The organism is Haloarcula marina, from assembly GCF_024218775.1.
Classification (GTDB): Archaea; Halobacteriota; Halobacteria; order Halobacteriales; family Haloarculaceae; genus Haloarcula; species Haloarcula marina.
In genome coordinates this window covers 3130442-3151723 of sequence record NZ_CP100404.1, presented here as the reverse complement: position 1 = coordinate 3151723, position 21282 = coordinate 3130442, and the positions used below count along the sequence as shown (strand labels likewise).

The 21282-nt window shown below is 60.8% G+C and carries 20 protein-coding genes; 13 read left to right on the top strand and 7 right to left on the bottom strand.

Annotation, left to right across the window (positions count from 1 at the left end; translation table 11 throughout):
- Positions 1-49 precede the first annotated feature (49 nt).
- Positions 50-1195 carry a helix-turn-helix transcriptional regulator gene (locus NJQ44_RS16580; RefSeq protein ID WP_254272441.1) on the bottom strand — a complete coding sequence of 382 codons (1146 nt, stop codon included), beginning with the start codon at positions 1193-1195 and terminating at the stop codon, positions 50-52.
- 155 nt (positions 1196-1350) lie between these two features.
- On the opposite strand from NJQ44_RS16580, the gene NJQ44_RS16575 reads away from it, so the two are divergent.
- Entirely contained in the window at positions 1351-2604 is a 1254-nt protein-coding gene (locus tag NJQ44_RS16575) for a DUF7096 domain-containing protein (RefSeq protein ID WP_254272440.1), read from the top strand.
- Between the two features lie 125 nt (positions 2605-2729).
- Here NJQ44_RS16575 and NJQ44_RS16570 read toward each other — a convergent pair whose 3' ends face one another.
- On the bottom strand, positions 2730-3350 hold the full coding sequence (locus tag NJQ44_RS16570; protein WP_254272439.1) for a methyltransferase domain-containing protein: 621 nt from the start codon (positions 3348-3350) through the stop codon (positions 2730-2732).
- Positions 3351-3499: 149 nt separating this feature from the next.
- Between NJQ44_RS16570 and ahaH the strand changes: the two genes are divergently transcribed.
- The 10 genes from ahaH (at position 3500) to NJQ44_RS16520 (ending at position 13054) form a co-directional block, all read left to right on the top strand.
- Positions 3500-3832: an ATP synthase archaeal subunit H gene (gene ahaH, locus NJQ44_RS16565; RefSeq protein ID WP_254272438.1), complete on the top strand. Its 333-nt coding sequence runs from the start codon at positions 3500-3502 to the stop codon at positions 3830-3832.
- Positions 3819-6035, top strand: coding sequence for a V-type ATP synthase subunit I (locus tag NJQ44_RS16560; protein WP_254272437.1), 2217 nt, complete (start codon positions 3819-3821; stop codon positions 6033-6035). The genes ahaH and NJQ44_RS16560 overlap by 14 nt, the downstream gene beginning before the upstream one ends.
- Positions 6036-6262: 227 nt before the next feature.
- The gene (locus NJQ44_RS16555) at positions 6263-6514 is read left to right on the top strand and encodes a F0F1 ATP synthase subunit C (RefSeq protein WP_254272436.1); all 252 of its coding nucleotides are present in this window, start codon (positions 6263-6265) and stop codon (positions 6512-6514) included.
- A gap of 21 nt (positions 6515-6535) precedes the next feature.
- The gene (locus NJQ44_RS16550) at positions 6536-7120 is read left to right on the top strand and encodes a V-type ATP synthase subunit E (protein WP_254272435.1); all 585 of its coding nucleotides are present in this window, start codon (positions 6536-6538) and stop codon (positions 7118-7120) included.
- A complete protein-coding gene (locus NJQ44_RS16545) occupies positions 7117-8193 on the top strand; it encodes a V-type ATP synthase subunit C (RefSeq protein ID WP_254272434.1) in 1077 nt (358 codons plus the stop codon). Before NJQ44_RS16550 ends, NJQ44_RS16545 begins: the two co-directional genes overlap by 4 nt.
- On the top strand, positions 8190-8513 hold the full coding sequence (locus NJQ44_RS16540) for a V-type ATP synthase subunit F (protein WP_254272433.1): 324 nt from the start codon (positions 8190-8192) through the stop codon (positions 8511-8513). The genes NJQ44_RS16545 and NJQ44_RS16540 overlap by 4 nt, the downstream gene beginning before the upstream one ends.
- Positions 8514-8515: 2 nt before the next feature.
- The gene (locus NJQ44_RS16535) at positions 8516-10276 is read left to right on the top strand and encodes an ATP synthase subunit A (protein WP_254272432.1); all 1761 of its coding nucleotides are present in this window, start codon (positions 8516-8518) and stop codon (positions 10274-10276) included.
- A gap of 2 nt (positions 10277-10278) precedes the next feature.
- Entirely contained in the window at positions 10279-11703 is a 1425-nt protein-coding gene (locus NJQ44_RS16530) for an ATP synthase subunit B (protein ID WP_254272431.1), read from the top strand.
- Between the two features lie 178 nt (positions 11704-11881).
- Positions 11882-12574, top strand: a complete 693-nt coding sequence (locus tag NJQ44_RS16525; protein WP_254272430.1) for a V-type ATP synthase subunit D — start codon at positions 11882-11884, stop codon at positions 12572-12574.
- Between the two features lie 87 nt (positions 12575-12661).
- Entirely contained in the window at positions 12662-13054 is a 393-nt protein-coding gene (locus NJQ44_RS16520) for a DUF6276 family protein (RefSeq protein ID WP_254272429.1), read from the top strand.
- Between the two features lie 186 nt (positions 13055-13240).
- Here NJQ44_RS16520 and NJQ44_RS16515 read toward each other — a convergent pair whose 3' ends face one another.
- Positions 13241-15139, bottom strand: coding sequence for a right-handed parallel beta-helix repeat-containing protein (locus tag NJQ44_RS16515; protein WP_254272428.1), 1899 nt, complete (start codon positions 15137-15139; stop codon positions 13241-13243).
- A gap of 162 nt (positions 15140-15301) precedes the next feature.
- Positions 15302-16567 (bottom strand): peptide chain release factor aRF-1, encoded by a 1266-nt coding sequence (gene prf1, locus NJQ44_RS16510; protein WP_254272427.1) that lies wholly within the window; start codon positions 16565-16567, stop codon positions 15302-15304.
- A 7-nt stretch (positions 16568-16574) separates the two neighbouring features.
- Between prf1 and NJQ44_RS16505 the strand changes: the two genes are divergently transcribed.
- Together NJQ44_RS16505 and NJQ44_RS16500 are read left to right on the top strand one after the other, a co-directional pair.
- Positions 16575-17129, top strand: coding sequence for a hypothetical protein (locus NJQ44_RS16505; RefSeq protein WP_254272426.1), 555 nt, complete (start codon positions 16575-16577; stop codon positions 17127-17129).
- Positions 17126-18127 carry a tyrosine-type recombinase/integrase gene (locus tag NJQ44_RS16500; protein ID WP_254272425.1) on the top strand — a complete coding sequence of 334 codons (1002 nt, stop codon included), beginning with the start codon at positions 17126-17128 and terminating at the stop codon, positions 18125-18127. Before NJQ44_RS16505 ends, NJQ44_RS16500 begins: the two co-directional genes overlap by 4 nt.
- A 3-nt stretch (positions 18128-18130) precedes the next feature.
- Here the strand turns inward: NJQ44_RS16500 and NJQ44_RS16495 are convergent, their stop codons facing one another.
- The 3 genes from NJQ44_RS16495 to NJQ44_RS16485 all read right to left on the bottom strand — a co-directional run bounded on the left by NJQ44_RS16495 (position 18131) and on the right by NJQ44_RS16485 (position 20566).
- A complete protein-coding gene (locus NJQ44_RS16495) occupies positions 18131-18679 on the bottom strand; it encodes a hypothetical protein (RefSeq protein WP_254272424.1) in 549 nt (182 codons plus the stop codon).
- Between the two features lie 167 nt (positions 18680-18846).
- Entirely contained in the window at positions 18847-19749 is a 903-nt protein-coding gene (locus NJQ44_RS16490) for a hypothetical protein (RefSeq protein ID WP_254272423.1), read from the bottom strand.
- Entirely contained in the window at positions 19739-20566 is an 828-nt protein-coding gene (locus NJQ44_RS16485) for a hypothetical protein (protein ID WP_254272422.1), read from the bottom strand. The genes NJQ44_RS16490 and NJQ44_RS16485 overlap by 11 nt, the downstream gene beginning before the upstream one ends.
- Between the last annotated feature and the right edge of the window lie 716 nt (positions 20567-21282).

Here is a 21282-nt window from a genome sequence, read left to right as displayed (position 1 = left end):
CGAATAAACGTTTCCGACGGGGAAACCTCCGCGATGATGTTTACGCCGCCTACTCGTCTATCTCGGTCACGTCTTCGTCCGGGAACGAGATGAGGTTCTCCCGGCCGATGCGGAGTTTATCGATGCGGTCGTCCTCGTCCATCGCCGAGAGCAGTTGGGACACCTTCGCGTTCGACCACCCCGTCTCCTTGACGATGCGGGCCTGCTTCATCCGGCCGCCGTTCTGCTCGATGAGGCGTTCGACCCGCTCCTCGTCGCTCAGTAGCTCCACGTCGATGTCCGACACCGCCTCGGCGGCGTCGGTCCCGTTTCCGTTGCTCTCTGGCTTCACCTCGGGACCGCCACCGTCGTCGCCGTCGGACGGAGACGCGGCGCTCACGGGTGCCGAGGGGTCTCCTGGCTCCCTGTTCATGTAGCCGACGGCGACGACGATGCCGACGACGAGCACCAGCAGCGCCCCGGCCCACAGCGGCGTGTTCCCGAGCGCGCCGCCGGGGTTCGGGTCCTCGGTCGTCGTGCTCGTCGTCGGTCCCTGATTCCCGGTGTACGCGACTTCGAGGAACCCAGGCTCGAACGTCCGCGGCCCCTCGAACCGGAGTTCCCCGTTCCGGACGCCCATCGTCGGGGGTGAACTCTGGACCCCGTAGCCCGCCGGGGCCGCGATGACGAGCGTCTGGTCGTCGGTGAGGCTGTTGAGCCACGTCCCGTCGGTCGTGTTGAACGCGTCACCGACCGCGAGACGGTCGCCGTCGACAGTCGCGAAGTTGGTCCACGTAAACTCCAATATGAGGATGCCGCGCCGGTCGTCGACCACGTAGTCGCGATTTACCGACGTGACGTTCATCTCTCGACCGGTCGCCGTCGTCGCCGCGTCGTTCGCCTCGCGGAACGCCGCTTCCCACTCCGTTCCGGCGTTCCCGTCGACGAACTGCTGTGCGAGTTGCTCGAACGCTTCCGTGTCGTTCTCGTCTTCGAGCGCGTACGTGTCAGTTATCGTCCACCGCGCGTCGCCGTTGGGCTGTAACTGGACGTAAAACGTCGTGTTCTCGGTCACCGGTGCCGGTGTCGGTGTCGGCGTTTCGGTCGTCTGTTGCAGCGGACCGGGGGTCGACAGCACCGGCGCGGCCGCTGCCGGCGCTGTCACCGACACCGCGAGAAGGAGGGCGAGGAGGGCGGCGGATACCCGCGAGGACATTTCCACCATTGCATCCACGGCCCGGCGGCAAAACCCTTTCCATCCGAGAATAAAACGTCAGCGGGCTTTTTGAAACGTTTCGGCCCCTCTCCGGCCGCAACCGCTGGGTGTGCTAATAGGGGGATTTTTGTACTCCGCCGCTATATGCGGTGGTGATGCGACTCCTCCCCGCCCTCCTCGTTACACTGCTGTTGGTCAGTGTGACGGCAGCGCCGGTCGCCGGTTGGGACGCCCCCGCCCAGTCGACGACGGACGACGGCGCGTCTCCACGTATCACGGCCATCGACAACACGACCAACCACCTCGCAATCCCCGCCAGTTCGCTTCGAGCGTCCGAGTTCAACGAGTCGGGCCTCGACGTCGGGACAGCGGTCGCCGCTAGCTCTGGCGAACTCCACCAGCGCCACGAGACGGCCGCCTTCGAGACCCGCTTTCGCCGTCTCGACTCCTCGTTCGAGCGCACGGAACTCATCCGCGAGACGCTCTCGGCCGTCGAACAGCGGCAGGCCGCGCTAGACCGACGCCAGCAACGGGCTATCAGCCGCTACGCCGCGGGCGAGATAACCGCCGCGGAGTTCCTGCGGGTTCGGGCCGTCGTCGACGCCGAGTCCCGTCAGTTGACGACGACGACCGAGCGCGTGTTCGAACTCCAGCAGATAGAGCCGGACTACTCGATGAGCAGCGGGCTGGAAACGCGCCTGCGGAACGCTCAAGGCTCCCTCCGGAAACTTCAGGGGCCGGTCGGGCAGCAGATTCGAACCAGCGTCTCCGGGTCGGGCGACCCGGTCGTCGTCTATCTCGAAGTCTCCGACACGGCGTACATGCTCGCGACGATTCGGGAAGACGACGGCGAGTACGTCCGGGAGACGCTTCTCGGCGACGAGCGCGCACCCAACCGGACCGACCAGTTCGCGGCCGCCGCCGACGGTGACCCCGACGTTGACCGCCTCGACGTGGCCGACAACCGCGCGTCGAACCTCTACACGTGGGTCTACGACCGCCAGCGACCGAGTTTCTACTCCTACGGGACCTCGGGTATCTACGAACTCACCGCCACGCACCCCAACGGGCGCCTCGTCTCGTTCCTCGACGGCGGAACGACCAACGTGTTCTACGAACTCCAACACCGACGGCTAGCGACGGTCCGGACCACCGAGACCATCAGCCGTGTCAACGGCACGCTCCGTCTCGACGTCCAGCGAGCGTACGAGACCGGCCCGCTCCTGATTACGGCCTCGAACAACGCGACCGGCGCGCCAGTCGACGGGACGGTCAGCGTCAACGGCCGCGCGGTGGGCCAGACAGCCACCGACGGCGCGCTCTGGACCGTCGAACCACGCGACTCCTACACCGTCACCGTGACGAGAGACGACGGCTCGCGGGTTTCGGTGTTCGTCCCCTCGTACTAACCCACCTTTTCGCGGTCGGTGGTCTGCGGTCACCGCTCCCGGCAAAAACCTGGACGAAAAAGGCCGTCATTCGCTCCGCTCGTGACGGTACCCTCTCGGAGACCTGAACAGCGACCGTGCCCGCTCTACTCCGGCACTTCCGCGATGGTCGTAATCGCCCGCGGACTACCGGGTCGGGACTGCTGGATGTGGTGTTCGAACGCTTCGAAGCCCGCCTGTTCGAACATCCGGTCGGCCTCCTCCTCGTCGTAGAACAGCATGATGGCGTCGGCCATCTTCTGGAAGACGGAGGAGTTGGGGTAGTCCGGGCCGACGATGAGCACCGTCCCGCCGGGTTTGGCGATGCGGCGGCATTCTTCGAGGGCGTCGACGGGGTTGGGCCAGTACTCGATGGACCCCGAAGACCAGACGACGTCGAAGGTGTCGTCTTTGAAGGGGAGTCGCTCGGCGTCGCCGAGGTGGAACTGGACCTGGCCGTGCTTGCCGAACTTTTGATAGGCCTTCGACAACTGGTGGGGGCTCTGGTCGAGACCGTAGACGGTGTCGACGTGTTGCAGTAGCCCCTCGGTGGCGAAGCCGGTGCCACATCCGATGTCGACCACGCGGTCGTCGGCGTCGAGGTCCAGCATCTCGATGGCCTCGTCGCGCATTCGCTCGTCCCAGATGAAGGGGTTGATCTGGTCGTACACCTTCGAGAGGTACTTGTAGAACGTCCGCGCGCGAGCCTTGTTCTCGAGGACTCCCATTATCCACACCTTCGTCTCTCGCGGTGATAATTCCCCGGATTTCGGGCGGCCAGTGGCCTCGCCAAGGCGGGCGCGTGTGACTCTCACGCAGGCACGGAAACTTCGCAACTACCAAATAGCCGCTATAGCAACAGTCACACGATTAGAGAATGCCACGGCCAGAAGTTCTAACACGGATAAAGGAGGCCGAGCAGGAGGCCGACGATATCGTCGCTGAGGCCGAAGAGTACCGCGAAGAGCGACTCGCCGAGGCCCGCAAACGGGCCGACGAAATCCGCGACGAGGCCGAAGCGGAGGCCAGCGAGGCCGCCTCCGAGCGTCTCGACGAGGCGCGTGAAGACATCGAGTCCGAGCGCGAGGACCTCATCGCCGAGGGTGAGAGCGCCCGCGCCGAACTCGAAGAACAGGCGGCCGGGCGCGTCGACGAGGTGGTCGACCACGTGACAGACCTGTTCGAGGAGGCGGTACATGCTCAGACCTGAGAAGATGTGCCGCGTCTCGGTGACGGGGTCGAAGCGGGTCATGGAATCCGCCATCGAGGCGGTCCACGACCTCGAAATGCTCCACGTCACCGAATACGACGGCTCGTGGGACGGCTTCGAGCCAGGTGACCCGGTCGAAGGGGCCGACAAAGCCTCCGACCAACTCGTCACCGTCCGGTCGCTGCAGTCCATCCTCGACGTCGAGGCGGCCGACGCCGGACCGACCCGACTCGTCACCGACGACGCGCTCGAAGCGGACTTAGAGGAGGTTCGCACGGAAGTCAACGAACTCGACGACCGACGCGACGACGTCCGTGACGACCTCCGCGAGGTCGAAGAACAGATCGGCACGATGGAGCCGTTCGTCACGCTGGGCATCGACCTCGACCTGCTCCGTGGCTACGACTCGCTCACCGTGGCGGTCGGCGAAGGCGACGCCGACGAAGTGAAAGTCGCACTGGCCGACAGCGACATCGACGTGTTTCAGGTGTTCGACGAGGACGGCGTCCTCGCCGTCTTCGCCCGGGCCGACGACAGCGCCCTCCAGGACGCGCTGGTCGGTGCGACGTTCTCCCAACTCGTCGTCCCCGACGGCGAGGGCGACCCCTCGGAGTACCTCGAAGAGCTGAAACACCGCAAGCAGAAGCTCGAATCGAAGCTCGCGACCGTCGAGGACGAACTCGACGACCTGCGACTCGACTACGCGGGCTTCCTGCTGGCCGCCGAGGAGAAACTCTCCATCGAGGTCCAGAAATCCGAAGCGCCGCTGACCTTCGCGACGACGGAGAACGCCTTCATCGCTGAAGGCTGGATTCCCAACGACCGCTACGACGCGTTCGAGCAGGCAGTCGAGTCCGAGGTCAGCGAGGCCGTCGACATCGAGAAACTCGAAGTCGCCGAGTACGACGACGGTCACGTCCACTCGCGCGAGGAAGTCGAGCAGGGCGGCGACGAAGGGTCCTCGGGCGGCGAGGGCGCGACCATCACGGAAGCCGACGACCAACCGCAAGAGGCCGTCGCCGACGGCGGCCTGGTCACGATGAGCGGCGACGACCCGCCGGTCATTCAGGACAATCCGCGCGGCGTCCGTCCGTTCGAGGACCTCGTCGAGGTCGTCAACCGACCGAAGTACGGCGAGTTCGACCCGACGGTCGCGTTCTTCCTCACTTTCCCGGCGTTCTACGGGTTCATGATCGGTGACCTCGGCTACGGTATCCTGTACCTCCTCGCGGGGTACGGGCTCTACTCCAGCGTCGACAGCGACGTGCTGAAGAGCCTCGGTGGCGTCGCGATGTGGGCCGGTGGGTTCACCGCGCTGTTCGGTGTCCTGTACGGCGAGATATTCGGGCTGCACATCCTCGGCGAGGTCCTGTTCGGCGGCAGTCCGCCGATGCACAAGGGGCTTCAGCCTCACTACGCTGATTACGCGCTCGCGTGGCTGACGCTCAGTCTCCTGGTCGGGATGGCGCACCTCGCGGCTGGCTGGATATTCGACTTCGTCGAGAACCTCGGTCACGGACTCTGGGACGCCGTCACCGAGAGCGGGTCGTGGCTCCTGATGCTGTTCGGTCTGTGGGGCTGGGTGTTCTCCGGGGCCAACGGCGCGGCACCGAACTTCCTCTACACCGCCGAGGAAGGCGTCTTCGCCGGGAACCCGTACGCCTTCGGGTTCGCTGGCGTGCCCGCGTTCAACCTGTTCGAGATTCCGGCGCTCGGCGCGCCCTTCTCGGCGTGGCTGCTGCCGTTCCTCCTCGGCATCGTCCTGCTCGCGCTCGCGGACCCCATCGAGGTCGTGGAGTTCCTCAACGTCCTCGTCAACGTCCTCTCGTACACGCGTCTGGCCGCCGTGCTGCTGGCGAAGGCGGGGATGGCCTTCGTGGTCAACCTGCTGTTCTTCGGGGCCTACGCACACGACGGCGAGTGGCACTTCCTGCTGGGCCACACGCCCGATTGGGCAATCGCAGAGTATGGTGCCGAGTCGATAATCTTCCCCGGTCTGATGCACTCGGGCATCGCGGGGCTAGTCGGCGGCCTCCTCGTCCTCGTCCTCGGGCACCTCCTCGTCCTCGTGCTGGGTGTCACCAGCGCAGGCCTACAGGGTGTGCGTCTCGAGTACGTCGAGTTCTTCGGGAAGTTCTTCGAGGGCGGCGGCAAGCCGTACAACCCGTTCGGCTACGAGCGGACCTACACGACCGACGACTGACCACAGAGCGCGCGAACCGCTCTTTTTCCGCTTGACTCGCCTACGAGGGTAGCATCTGCGACAGCTTTCGGTGAGCGACGGCTGGTACCAGCTCACAAACGCGCCCGCTACGGCCGCTAAAACGCCGGAACAGCACGCTGACGAAGCGTTTTGGGAAGCTTTATGAAGTACGTGGAGTCACATACGCCTGTTCGGACACGAGCAACCTCAGAGAGGACTTCAAAACCATGATTGAAACCATCGCACTCGTTGTCAACGCTGTACTGCAGAGTAGCGCACCGGCTATCCCGGGCTCCGCCGCCGCGGCCCTCGCCGTCGGACTGGCCGCACTCGGGTCGGGCTACGCGGAGCGCGGTATCGGTGCCGCCGCCGTCGGCGCTATCGCCGAGGACGACAGCATGTTCGGCCGTGGCCTCATCCTGACGGTCCTGCCGGAGACACTCGTCATCCTCGCGCTGGTCGTCGTCTTCGTCGTCTAAACCACATCCCCTTTTCCAACAATGAGCCTTGATACAGTCGTAGAGGACATCCGAGACGAGGCCCGCGCGCGTGCAGAGGAGATTCGGGAGGAGGCCGACGAGCGTGCCGAGGAGATTGTCTCCGAGGCCGAGGCCGACGCCGAGCAGATTCACGAGGACCGCGAGGCCGCGGTCGAGCGCGAAATCGCCCAGGAGCGCGAACAGCGCCTCTCCTCGGCGAAGCTCGAAGCGAAGCAGGCCCGCCTCAGCGCCCGCCGCGACGTGCTCGAAGACGTCCACGATGACGTCGAGCAGGCTATCGCCGACCTCGAAGGCGACCGTCGCGAGGAACTGACCAGCGCACTGCTGGCCGCCGCCGTCGAGGAGTTCGACGACGGCGAGTCCCTTCGCGTCCGCGGCCGCGCCGACGACCAGGACCTCATCGAGGGTATCCTCACGGACTACGACGACGCAGAGTTCGCAGGCGAGTACGACTGCCTCGGCGGCGTGGTCGTCGAGAGCGAGGCCTCCCGCGTTCGTGTGAACAACACGTTCGACTCCGTGCTGGAGAGCGTCTGGGAGGACAACCTGAAAGACATCAGCGACCGACTCTTCGAAGCACAATGAGCAGCCAAGGGACGGCAAAACGCGGCCGGAGCTCGAATTACGAGTACGTCATCGCTCGGGTTCGCTCCCGTCGTGCCTCGCTGTTCGACGACGACGACTACCGCAAACTGGTCCGCATGGGGACGGGCGAAATCGCCCGCTTCATGGAGGAGACCGAGTACGAGACCGAGATGAACGCGCTCGGCTCGCGGTATTCCGGTGTCGACCTCGTGGAGTACGCGCTGAACCGCAACCTCGCGAAGCACTTCGAGGACCTCTTAAAGTGGTCCGAGGGCGCACTGTACGACTACATCGCCCGTTACCTGCGGAAGTTCGACGTGTGGAACGTCAAGACGATTATCCGCGGGCTGTACGCGGGGAGCGACGCGACCGAGGTCGAAGACGACCTCATCCGCGCCGGTGAGTTCGGCGAGCAGCGACTCGACCAGTTGCTGAACGCCGGGTCCATCGAGGAAGTCGTCGAGCGACTCGACGACACCATCTTCGGCGACGTGCTGGCCGACGCCTACGAGGTGTACGAGGCCGAGAACGTCCTCGTCCCCCTGGAAAACGCCGTCGACCGCGCCTTCTACGAGACGCTCCTCGACGGACTCCCGTCGAATCCCGAAATCGACAGCCCGACCGGGCTGTACGTCGAGTTCCTGCAGGCCGAAGTCGACTTCCGGAACCTCCGGAACGCGCTTCGACTGGCCCGAAGCGGGGCCGACATGGACCCGGCGGAGTACTACATCTCCGGCGGGAAACTGTTCGACGAGCAGTCGCTCGCGCAGTTGACGGCCAACGTCGACGGCCTCGTCGCCGCGGTGCGCGAGAGCACGTACGGTGACGACCTCGATGCGGCGCTGAACGCGCTGGAAGACGCCGAGAACTTGATCGAGTTCGAGCGAGCGCTCGACGCGGCGCTACTGGAGTACGCCGACAAACTGTCGAACCGCTACCCGCTGTCGGTCTGTCCGGTGCTGTCGTACATCCTCGCGAAGGAACGCGAGGTCGACAACATCCGTGCGATCGCTCGCGGTCGCGAGGCAGGTCTCGAACCCGACGAAATCGAACAGGAGCTGGTGATACTATGAGCCAGGAGATAGCAGTCATCGGGAGTCCGGAGTTCACGACGGGCTTTCGACTGGCGGGCGTCCGCAAGTTCGCGGACGTGCCCGCAGAACAGAAAGACGAGCAGCTGGACGACGCCGTCGAGGAGATGCTCACGGACGACAACGTCGGCATCGTCGTGATGCACGACGACGACCTCTCGCATCTCTCCCGCGGCGTCCGGAAAGACGCCGAGACGAGTGTCGAACCCGTGCTGGTGACGCTCGGCGGCGGCACCGGCAGCGGCGGACTGCGTGAACAGATCAAACGAGCCATCGGAATCGACCTGATGGACGAAGACTAACTATGAGTCAAGCAACAGAATCCGACGTCCGCGAGGACGGCATCATCGAAAGTGTCTCGGGACCGGTCGTAACGGCTCGGGACCTCGACGCCCGGATGAACGACGTCGTTTACGTCGGTTCGGAAGGGCTGATGGGCGAGGTCATCGAGATTGAAGGCAACATCACCACCATCCAGGTGTACGAGGAGACCTCCGGCGTCTCCCCCGGTGAACCCGTCGAGGGGACCGGCGCACCGCTTTCGGTGGACCTCGGGCCGGGCATGCTCGACGCCATCTACGACGGCGTCCAGCGCCCGCTCGACGTCCTCGAAGAGAAGATGGGGTCGGCGTACCTCGACCGCGGTGTCGACGCCCCCGGTATCGACCTAGAGAAGACGTGGGAGTTCCAGCCCGAAGTCGAGGAGGGCGACGCGGTTGAAGCCGGCGACATCGTCGGTACCGTCCCCGAGACGCCCAGCATCGACCACAAAGTGATGGTCCCGCCCGACTACGAGGGCGGCGAGGTGTCCGCCATCGAGGCTGGCAACTTCAACGTCGAAGAGACGGTCGTCGAACTGGACAACGGTGAAGAGATCCAGATGCGACAGGAGTGGCCGGTGCGCCAGCAGCGGCCGACCGTCGACAAGGAGACGCCGACGGAACCGCTCATCTCCGGCCAGCGCGTGCTGGACGGTCTGTTCCCCATCGCGAAAGGTGGGACGGCCGCGATTCCCGGTCCGTTCGGGTCGGGTAAGACGGTCACCCAGCACCAACTCGCCAAGTGGGCCGACGCGGACATCGTCGTCTACGTCGGCTGTGGCGAGCGTGGCAACGAGATGACCGAAGTCATCGAGGACTTCCCGGAACTGGAAGACCCCATCACGGGCAACGCCCTGATGGACCGGACGTGCCTCATCGCGAACACCTCCAACATGCCGGTCGCCGCGCGTGAGTCCTGTGTGTACACGGGCATCACCATCGCGGAGTACTTCCGCGACATGGGGTACGACGTGGCGCTGATGGCCGACTCCACCTCCCGGTGGGCAGAGGCCATGCGCGAGATTTCCTCGCGTCTGGAGGAGATGCCCGGTGAGGAGGGGTACCCCGCGTACCTCTCCGCGCGCCTCTCCGAGTTCTACGAGCGCGCCGGGTACTTCCAGAACATCAACGACACCGAGGGGTCGGTTTCGGTCATCGGGGCCGTCTCCCCGCCGGGCGGGGACTTCTCGGAACCGGTCACCCAGAACACCCTGCGTATCGTCAAGACCTTCTGGGCGCTGGACGCCGACCTCGCCGAACGCCGGCACTTCCCCTCTATCAACTGGAACGAGTCCTACTCGCTGTATCGGGACCAACTCGACTCGTGGTACGTCGAGAACGTCCGCGAGGACTGGCCCGAGACGCGACAGTGGGCCATCGACGTGCTGGACGAGGAAGCGGAACTGCAGGAGATCGTCCAACTCGTCGGGAAGGACGCGCTGCCAGAGGACCAGCAGCTGACGCTGGAAATCGCCCGCTACCTGCGCGAGGCGTGGCTCCAGCAGAACGCGTTCCACCCGACGGACACCTACTGTGAGCCCGAGAAGACCTACCGCATCATGAACGCTATCCAGACGTACAACGATGCGGCCTTCGAGGCGCTCGAAGCCGGTGTCCCCGTCGAGGAGATAACCGACATCGACGCCGCCCCCCGGCTCAACCGTATCGGCGTCCAAGAGGACTACAACGAGTACATCGACGACCTCGAAGACGATATCACCGCAGAGCTCCGGGAGCTGTACTAACAATGAAAGAGTACCAGACAATCACGGAAATCAGCGGACCGCTGGTCTTCGTCGAGACCGACGAACCCGTCGGCTACGACGAGATCGTCGAGATAGAGACTGGCGACGGCCAGACCCGCCGCGGACAGGTGCTCGAGTCCGCGAGCGACTACGTCGCCATCCAGGTCTTCGAAGGGACCGAAGGTATCGACCGCCATGCCTCCGTTCGCTTCCTCGGCGAGACCATGAAGATGCCCGTCACCGAGGACCTCCTCGGGCGGGTGCTTGACGGGACCGGCCAGCCCATCGACGGCGGGCCGGAAATCGTCCCCGACGAGCGCCAAGACATCGTCGGCGCAGCTATCAACCCGTACTCGCGTGAGTACCCCGAGGAGTTCATCCAGACGGGCGTGTCGGCCATCGACGGCATGAACACGCTCGTCCGCGGGCAGAAACTGCCCATCTTCTCGGCGTCGGGGCTGCCCCACAACGACCTCGCGCTCCAGATTGCGCGACAGGCCAGCGTGCCCGAAGAAGAGGAAGGCGACGACGAGGAGGGCTCCGAGTTCGCAGTCATCTTCGGCGCGATGGGTATCACGGCCGAGGAGGCCAACGAGTTCATGGACGACTTCGAGCGCACCGGCGCGCTGGAACGCTCTGTCGTCTTCATGAACCTCGCGGACGACCCCGCCGTCGAGCGGACGATTACGCCGCGACTCGCGCTCACCACGGCCGAGTACCTCGCCTTCGAGAAGGACTACCACGTGCTGGTCATCCTGACGGACATGACCAACTACTGCGAGGCGCTGCGCGAAATCGGTGCCGCGCGTGAGGAGGTCCCGGGCCGACGTGGCTACCCCGGGTACATGTACACCGACCTGGCACAACTGTACGAGCGTGCCGGTCGTATCGAGGGTCGTGAGGGGTCTGTCACCCAGATTCCGATTCTCACGATGCCCGGCGACGACGACACCCACCCGATTCCGGACCTCACCGGCTACATCACGGAGGGGCAGATATACATCGACCGCGACCTGAACAGCCAGGGCGTCCAACCGCCGATCAACGTCCTGCCGTCCCTGTCGCGCCTGATGGACGACGGTATCGGCGAGGGCCTGACCCGCGCCGACCACGCCGACGTGAAAGACCAGATATTCGCCGCGTACGCGGAGGGTGAGGACCTGCGCGACCTCGTGAACATCGTCGGTCGCGAAGCCCTCTCCGAACTCGACAACAAGTACCTCGACTTCGCGGACCGCTTCGAGGACGAGTTCGTCGACCAGGGCTTCGATACGGACCGCGACATCGACGAGACCATCGAACTCGGTTGGGACCTGCTCTCGATGCTCCCGAAGGATGCGCTCAACCGCATCGACGAGGAACTCATCGAAGAGCACTACCGCGAGGACGAGTCCGCCGAATCCGAAGTCGTCGAAGCCGAAGCGTAATCGACGACGGTCTCTTCTTTCTGTCTCGCGGTTCTCGCGCGCGCTGTGACGACTAGCCGTCGGGACGGCAGTCCGATTCACGCCGACGACAGATGGCGGGCCGAGACCCCGAGACGGACTCTCACATCGCCGTCACGACTGAAAACGGTTAACTGGCTACGCCCAAAACCAGCGGGTAATGGCGAAGGACGTCAAACCCACACGGAAGAACTTGATGCAGATAGAGGACCGCATCGAGCTTTCCGAGCGTGGGCACGACACGCTGGAGAAGAAGCGTGACGGCCTCATCATGGAGTTCATGGACATTCTGGACCAGGCACAGGACGTCCGTGACGACTTAGACGACTCCTACGACCGCGCACAGCGAGCCATCAACATGGCGCGTGCGATGGAGGGCGACGTTGCGGTGCGAGGTGCCGCGGCCGCGCTCAAAGAGCACCCCGAACTGACGACCCAGTCGAAGAACATCATGGGCGTCGTCGTCCCGCAAATCGACTCGAAGGGCGTCAAGAAGTCCCTCGACGAACGCGGCTACGGCGTCATGGGCACGTCGGCCCGCATCGACGAGGCCGCGGAGGCCTACGAGGACCTCCTGGAGAACATCATCCTCGCCGCCGAAGTCGAGACGGCGATGAAGAAGATGCTCGAAGAAATCGAGACGACCAAACGCCGCGTCAACGCACTCGAGTTCAAACTCCTCCCGGACCTCTACGACAACCAGGAGTACATCGAGCAGAAACTCGAAGAGCAGGAGCGCGAGGAAATCTTCCGCATGAAGAAGATCAAGGCCAAGAAGGAAGAAGAGGAAGCCGCCCTCGCCGAGGCCGAGACCGAAGACGAAGAAGTCGAACCGCTCACGGCCGACGACTGAGCCGTTCTCTCGCTCTCTCGCCGTTTTCTCTGTCTTCTCGTCTAGAGAGTCGGTACGTCTTTGCCGTCTCGCGGTCACGTGCCGAGTATGTCCTGTGCCAACTGCGACGGCGAGACGCTCGTCGTCCCCGTCCCGACGGACCTCCGTGAGTACCTTCCGGGAACGGCGACGGGTGCGACAATCTGCCGCCGCTGTCTATCGATGGGGCCGAGCGACGATCCGCCGGCGTCGGTCCCGGACCTGACGGTGCTTGACGACGCGATGCCGAGCGACCCCGACGCCTCGGTTCCGATGGTCCTGCTCCTCGGGTTGCTCGACTCCCTCGCGGTCCACCGGCAGGAGATTACGGCGCTGTTGGAGCGCGTCGAACGGGCGGGCACGGACCCGCTGTTGGTCCTCGACCGCCTCGACGACGCGTACGGCGACGACGCCCACGTCGACCTCGGCCGCCGACGCCACCAACTCGAACAGCTCCTCTGAACGGACATTCTAACGAGTTAGGTATGATTAATTTATGATAACCCGTCTTCGATACAGATGCGGTTCCCGGCGTGTGTCTGTCGGTGGGCGAGTGTCGCTCACCACACACCCTCATCCCACCCCATTTCCCACCTTCACCTGTCCGAGAGCGACGGAACCGTCTTCGATGACGGCGCGGTCAGTCGCTCACTCGTCGAACTCCCCAGTGACGTTCTCACCGTCGCGGTACAGGCGGTAGGCCGACTCGCCGCCGGTCTTCTGGAACGAGACGACGGTTCCACGAACTTCGTAAGCGTCGCCCCACCGATTCCCGGCGAATCCGGTCACCGTCGTCGTTCCGTCGTCGTTGTCGGTGATGCGGTCGCTCGGTTCGGACCCGTAGCCCATCGCTTCGGTCTTCGAGACGGTGCCGTCGACGGTGAACGTGTAGTTGAACTCGGCCCCGTCGGTAGTCGATTCGACGACGAAGTCGACGGTGTCGGGTGACGAGGAATCGCGTTCGCCGTCGACGTACTCGTCGGTGACAGCCGTACCGTCACGGAACAGACGGAACTCGGAGTCCCCGCCGGTCTTTTCGAAACTCGTGACCGCACCGCGAATCTCGTAGGCGTCGCCCCACCGATTCCCGGCGAATCCGGTCACCGTCGTCGTCCCGTCGCCGTTGTCGGTGATGCGGTCGCTCGGTTCGGACCCGTAGCCCATCGCTTCGGTCTTCGAGACGGTGCCGTCGACGGTGAAGGTATAGTTGAACTCGGCCCCGTCAGTGGTCGATTCGACGACGAAGTCGAACGACTCGGTCGGTGCCGGGTCACTCCTGTCAGTCCCGTCGCTCGGTTCCGTGGTGCGGAACGCAGCGACCGGTCCGGACCGGTCGACGGACCCGGACACCGTGCCGGTTTCCTCGTCGACCGTCGCGTTCGGGAGTCGCTGCCACTCGCTGTCCACGTACTGCCGGAGGGCAACGCGCCCGTCACCGTCTCCGGCGGCGCGGTCGTAGGGAAGGCGCAGTCGGACTTCGGTGGGACTCTCGGCGTACGTGTGCACGTCCACGGCCGCGCTCGCTCTGGTCGCGTCGCTCGGTGGCGCTGGTAGGTCCGTCGCGAGCGAGACGCGTTCGAGGCTCCCGTTCCACCAGAGCGTCGCCCCGTCGAGACGGAATCGCTCGGCGACGACGCCGCCGAAGGAACTCTCACTCAGGTATGCGCCACCGCCGTTGTCCGCGACGCTGAGGTTCTGGAGTCGGTCCTCGTTGGCGGGATAGCTGAGGACGCCCGGTCCGGCGTTCCCGGTGACGGTGGCGTTCTCGACGACGTTTCGGTAGCTATCGGCGAACTCGATACCGGGCCCGCCGTTGTCCGCGACGGTCACGTCCGCGAGTCGGTTGTCCGCGACGCTCGTCGAGAGATAGAGTCCCTCGTCGCCGTTTCCGCTCGCCGTCAGGTCGGTGAACGTGCCGTTCCGGACCGCCTGTGCGAGGTAGATGCCGGTGTCGTTCGCGCCGGTCACGGTCAGGTGGGTCGCACGGATATCGAGCGTCTCTCTGACCGCGATACCGTCGGTACCACCGCGGACGCGCACGTCGCGGAGCGTCGACCCGTCGGCGCCGACGAGTCTGACGCCGATGTCGTTGTCGACGGCGGTGACGTTTTCGACCGTGGCAGTGGGGCCGTCAGCGCCGAAGCGGCCGAGGACGAGGCCGCGGTCCCACCCGGTCACGCGGACGTTTCGGACGGTCACGTTCCGCAGTTCCGGACCGCGTCGGCGTTGCACGTCGGTAGACCCGTTGAACACGCGGACACCGGCCGTGCCGTTCCCCGCGACGGTGTAGCCGTTGCCGTCGACTACCACGTCGTCCGAGCGCACGTACAGACAGGGGCCGTCGCCGGTGAGGTTCGCGGTCAGTTCGTACCGACCGGGGTCGTCGATGACGGTACACTCGTCGACGGGCGTCGTCGCGGTCGCGTTCCCGGCGGATTGACCGAGGGCGGACCCCACAATGGGGCCGACGACGGCCACCAGCGCGACCGTGACCGCGATTGCGGCGACCGTCCGACTGCGCGGAGGGGTGGGAGGGCGGCGTGCCATACCGCAACCGCGGCGGGGCACGGTATTGTTACTGAGCGGCCACCCTCGCTAAGTCAGACTTATCGGGGTCCGACTGGCGGGTGACACCAGTCGCCGCTCGCGACGGGTGAAAATACCGATAAGGAGAGGTTATCGACAGCGCGAGCGAAGCAGGCGGTTCGTTTAGACGCCGGTGGAGTAGCGGAGCAGTCCGGCGACGCCGCCGAAGGCGGTCAGCAGTTGTTCGCCCTTCTCGAAGTCGGTGGAAATGAACACCGTCTCCGTACCCCGTTGGTCGGCCAGTTGCATCAGGTGGTCGATGGCGTCCTCTCGCTCGCCTTCGTCGGCGTCGACGGTGGCCGCACAGCGCGTACAGTCGTGGGCCTCGGTCGTGGCGTTGCTGTCGACGAGTTCGTACTCGTCGTGGCCGTTCTCGCAGGTGTAGGCGACCACGTCCTTCCGGAGGTCCTCGGAGATGAGGAGTTCCTCGACGGCCCCCATGTTGAGGTTCTGCCGGGTCTGGTCGAACCCGTAGGTGGCCTTATCGCCGTCGTGGAGTTGCTTGAAGAACTCCTCCATGACCTGCTTGTCCTCCAGCATCTCGTGTTCGGCAAGCACGTCGTCGGCGGCGTCGACGAGGTCGTACAGCCCCGACTCGTCGGTGTAGGCCACGTCGAACTTCCCGAGGACCATGTCCTGCAGTTCGTGGTGGAGGTAGTCGCCGTCCAAGAACTCGTCTTTCGTCGGCGAGGGGCCGCCGACGAGGACGCCGTCCATGTCGTGGCGCTTGGGGACGAACAGTTCGTTCGCCATCCCCGCGACTTCCTGATAGAAGTTGTCGATGGCTTCCAACCGGAGGCGGGCGAACCGCTGGGCGGACTGGCCCCCTTTGCGCTGTTTGCCCGGCACGAGCGACGAGGCGGACTTGACGGGTTCGACGCGTTTGCCCTTCAGCCACCCGACGTTGGCCTCGCGTCGGTCCAGCACGACGAGGCCGAACAGGCCCTTGTCGGCCAGCATCTGCTCTAACGGATCGGTGAGGAACGCCGAGTCGCAGTGGTAGCGGAAGGACTCGATGGGGTCCGGCGGCGATTCGAGCACTTTCGTCACCATGTCCGTCCGGCCGCCCCCGGTGTCGATAGCGCCCGAGAACAGGACCATCCCGTTCGCCGGGGCCGTGTCGTAGTAGCGGAGGCGGTCCTTGATGGACGTGAGCGCGTCCTGCACGGCGGTCCGCGTGTCCTTCGATTTGATGTTCGACGCTTCCGAGTGTTCCTGCGTGACGTGGGCGACGACGTCGCTCAGCAGTTTGTCCTCCGGAACGTAGATTGAGACGAGCTGTGTTCCCGACCCTTTGTAGCCTTTGAGCTCCTCGATGACCTTCCGGAACTCGTATTTCTGCTTATCTCCGTATTCCTCCGTATTACTTTTGGCGTTGGAGTCAGACATGGTTGTTATGAGCGATAAGAAGGTCAAGACGGTAAAGGTTCCCGAAGCACGAGCAGAAGAGTGGGAAGAATACGCCGACGAAACGCCAGAGGTTGACAGTGTGAGTCACTTGATACGGCTCTCTGTCCAGAAAGAAATCAGTGGGAAATACGATGTTGAACAACGCCGCGCACCCGACGAAAACGCGGGTATGAGTGGGGAAGTGCTGACCCATCTTCAGAAGATTCAGACTTCCATTGAAGATGTTGAGGGCAGACTGTCGGCCCTTGAGGAAGTGGAAAGCGAAGAAGCTGGATACGACTTGAAAAAAGCGGTCTTCGAGGTGCTTCCACCGACTCCAGACGAAGCTGTTACCGCCACAACTGAGCCTGAAATCCCGGCTTCGGCTCCGAACTTTCCTGAAGACACCGAAGCAATGACGGCTCAAGAAGTGGCGCAAAAACTCGGAGCCGAGGTAAACGATGTTCAAGACACACTGAAAGACCTTGCCGAGAACACCGGACAGGTTTTTCGTAGTGACACGAACCACGACGGACGGCACTACTGGAAGAAAGGCCAATGAGAGACACCGACTTTCGCCAAGTGCTTTCGAGGGTAGAAAACAACAAGTCGGAAGCCACGGCCACCCAGTACGTCCCGAAGATTCGAGAGTTTCGGCAGTGGCTTAATTACGGTGAACCAACCCCGGAATACGACGGATACATTCGAGAGCCGAAAGTCTTGGAGGAAGCCGACACAATCGACGTTGAGGACTGGCTGGCAGAGTTGGATGAACGATACACGAATGCCAGCAGTGTGGGTAAGGCCGAAGCCTCTCTTGTGGCCGCATTCAATGAGTTAAACAAGCTCATTGACGCCGGTCGCATTGACGCCGAAGGTTGGGAGTACGATACGCCAGCAGAGAGGGCCGATTACTCGCCGGAAGATTCGAGTACGTACAAGAGTCGCCAGACGAACGAAGATTTGGAGTGGTTGACACCGGACGAAGTGGACACTTTGGCGAAGGCTACGGACAAGCTCAGGGACGAATTGATTGTGAGATTGTTGTTCCAAACTGGGGCCAGAGTCACTGAGCTTTGCAACATCCGGGTTTCTGACGTTGACAGAGAAGCGCGAAGCGTGAACATTCGAGGGAAGGGGCGAAAGAACCGGACAGTCTACTATCAGCCTTCACTCACCTTCTTGATGGACGTGTGGCTTGATGAACGACGGCCAGCAGTCTACTACGCCGATGAATCTGAATACCTCTACCCTACGTCACACAGTGAGCAAATCACTCGACAGACGGTTGAAGAGGTTGTCAGGGAAGCCGCGAAGGAAGCCGGATTGCAGTCAGAATACGGAGAAAACGCAGACGGCCACACTCTGCATTCAGTGACACCCCACGTTATTCGTCATTCGTTCGCTATGGCCGCTCTTGAAGAGGGTTGGGACGTGTACACGCTTTCCCAAGCTCTCGGCCATGAGAGTACTGAAATTACTACTTCGACGTACCTGCATGATGATGAAGAGAAGGTGAGAAACGCTTTCCGAAGGCGCGGGCCAGCTACGGATGATTGACATTTAATCAAAGTTTGTGTCCTCGGGTACTTCATCACTATCTAAGTGTATTAATGCAGATTTTCGCAAGCCTCTCACACGGTCCAGTTGCCACTTCATATAATCATATTCCGCGGATGGGAATTCCTCACCGTTTGCCTCAAATTCCCGAACAGCAGAAACCATGTCGTTCAGGATGATTGCGTTGCTGTAGTAGTTTACAACCGCAGTGCGTTCTTTTTCACCAAGTAGTCCGAGTTCAAACGATTGGCCTTCATACAAGGATGTGGAGACTGCCGAACTATACGGCAGATTCTTTTGCTCATTTCCATTGTCTCCGTAGTTCTCTCCATTCTCTTCATTCTTATCACGCTTGTAATCAAGGTAAGAACCAATGTGTTCAAGACGTTCTGCTGACTCAATCTCTGTTCGGATTGCAGATTTGAGGGCTTTCTCTTTGTCGTTCTGTTTTTTTGCATATACACAATAGCTTCCAACCACAGCAAGTAGAGCCGGAACAAATAGGGAGAGAAACTGGAGGAGAAGTTCGGTTGTTGTCGGACTTTGATTCATATCAGGACTTCATAATCCCACCGAGAAAATGATTGGTGTTGCTACTGTACAAAGCCCTTATTTCCCGCGTTTCCTTCCGTAACCACATCATCATTTAGGTTTCCTGACTATTTAATTGATATAAATTGGTTATTTGGTTCCTTGGAGTTGTTTCAGAAATACAGACCTCAAATGTATTTCTGAATGTCGTTCCATTCAGAGATAATATCTTTTGCTTCATCCCACCAGTCTTCAAAAGACACCTCTTCCGTTGCTTTGTGAAGTTCCGCTTCTTGGTTCCTGTAAAGAGAATTTACTGGGGGGACATTCCAAGAAGCACCATCAGAGAGAATCCATCGGTCATGAAGATTCCCGAGGTGTTCTCCATCCGTCATCACACGCAATTCTGCTTCCACTCCTCTATTACTCATCTCTTGTTCAAATCGCTCAAAGTCTGACCTCATCTTGTGAGTAACATTATCGGGACCACAGAGAATTCGGACAGAGGTGAACCCATCACCGGTTACTTCGTCAGAAAGAGGTTCAAACCCTTTCTTTGGGAAGTGTTTTGCAATCCACATTAAATCCCCTTCGCAAGCCCGAATTGCCCTTCTCAATCGCTTGATATTGGAGTACGGCGTGCGGTTCGTCACTCTGTAACTGTCTTGGTTTTCTTCCTCAACCTGTTCCGCTTCGGTAAACTGAACATCGCCTGTTTTCTTGCTGTATGAGACAACATCGAGGGAGTTGAGCAAATTCAAGATTCGGCCGACTTCTCTATCGTTAGTCACGTCGGTCTTCGATTTGAGAAATCGCTCTACTTTATCACGCTCGGTTTTCTGACCGTAGAACGATTGACATAGCTCCCGAATTTCTTGGAGGTTCAACACTTCCTGCCTCAGCACGTCCTTGTGGTCTCCGTTCTCGAAGATGAACTTGGAATCAAGGTAGTGTTCCCCAATTGAGGATATTTCTCCATTTTCGAGAAACTGTATTCGTTCTAAGAAATCTCGGTCACTACCTTCCAATTCCTCACCCTCCTCGTAGTGTTCGAGGAACCTTTCCTCAATATTACTCCAGCTACTCTCCATTTTTGGTGAAAATATCGTTGATAATTTCCAGCTTATCCTCAACTTCGTTTGTTTCCATCTCCGTTACGTCCATTGAAATATCTACATCAACTGCAAGTCCGGCTTGGGCCAATGCTTGCGAGGTGGTCTGACCACGGACTTCTTGTTGACCATTCTCATCGGTGTTGGGTTGGGGGTTCGTGAGTGTAACTTGTTTACCCTCTGCCTCTGGCTCTTCTTCTCCTTCTGTTTGTTTCTCCGTCTCTTCCACCTCTTCGTCTCCTTGTGAGTCGTCTGAAGATGACTTATCGGCATCAGCACTTTCGTTCAAATCAGTGGGGACCGAGACTCCACCTTCTTCGTCAATCTCCAGAAACCCCAACTCTGCGAGAATACGAATACTTCGCTCAACATCGTTTACTTCATCTTGTGAGGCGGCTACTTCACTCGAACCTGCAACCTCCGTGACCAGCTCATCTAAGTCGAAATCGTTCACACCGATGTAGAAAGTTGCCTCGCTGTACAGTGGGTAGTCACTTATCCGGTCCTCGACCTTGTGTTTAGCCTTCTTTTGAACATCACCCCCTTCGATTTTGGTTTTGAAATCAACCACTTCTTCAGGTACTTTGTACTGTCCTGCTTTTGGTGATTCCAGTAGACCGATTTCACCGAGGAATTTCAAAGCCGTAGACACCGTGGATTTATCCATCCCAATGGCCGCCTCGTCGTACTTTACCGGCTCTCCGTCGCCGTTTCTCTCCCATCTTTCCACCAAGTTCGTTAGAGCTTGGTCGTACGTTTCTGCTGAATACTTGTGAGCAAGTGGTATCTCACTCATATGCACGAGTAAATGCGTGGAATGCAATAAAAGTGTTGGATGCAATGATTCAATGATTCAGTGAATATCTTCTGAGACGCACAGAATATTATAAAGAATGATAGTCTTAGCCGGTGTTTTGAGAGGGTATAGTCAGTAGACGTATATATTCTATCGCGGCAATTCTCTCAGTGGCAAACTCGACAGAAACACACGCTTATCGAGACTTGGAATTTATGGGGTTAGGACGTTTCAGAAGCATGATTTAGATTTGTTGCATGAGGGCATACGAAGTTTGCCAATACAACTGTCGCAACTCTCTAAAATACGAGATAAATATAAGAAAACTGTCTGTATATTTGGCCCCAATTCTGGTCTCTGTTTAAAATCATCAGCCTTGTTGACCACCGTCAGAAGTTATCTGAGAAGCATTGCGCAAAGTCGATAGACCCTAATACTTACACCAAAATATTTATATACTGTATATAAGTAATAGGGAAAGATTTATAAGGCTTGGAATACAATACAAGAATAGAATCAGTCGTTTCGTCGTTTTGACTGACGGAACAACTCACATTGCGGTGTCACCACTCAGACGCAAGTGAAAATGGCTGGCAGAAATGCCGGAGCCACCAAGAAGTCTCTCACTTTCTTCTTGGTTCTCCGAGTTAATAAAACTTTCGGTAAGGTTAATAAAATTCTGCCAGAAGACAACAAGGCCCACCGTGAAACGTGGT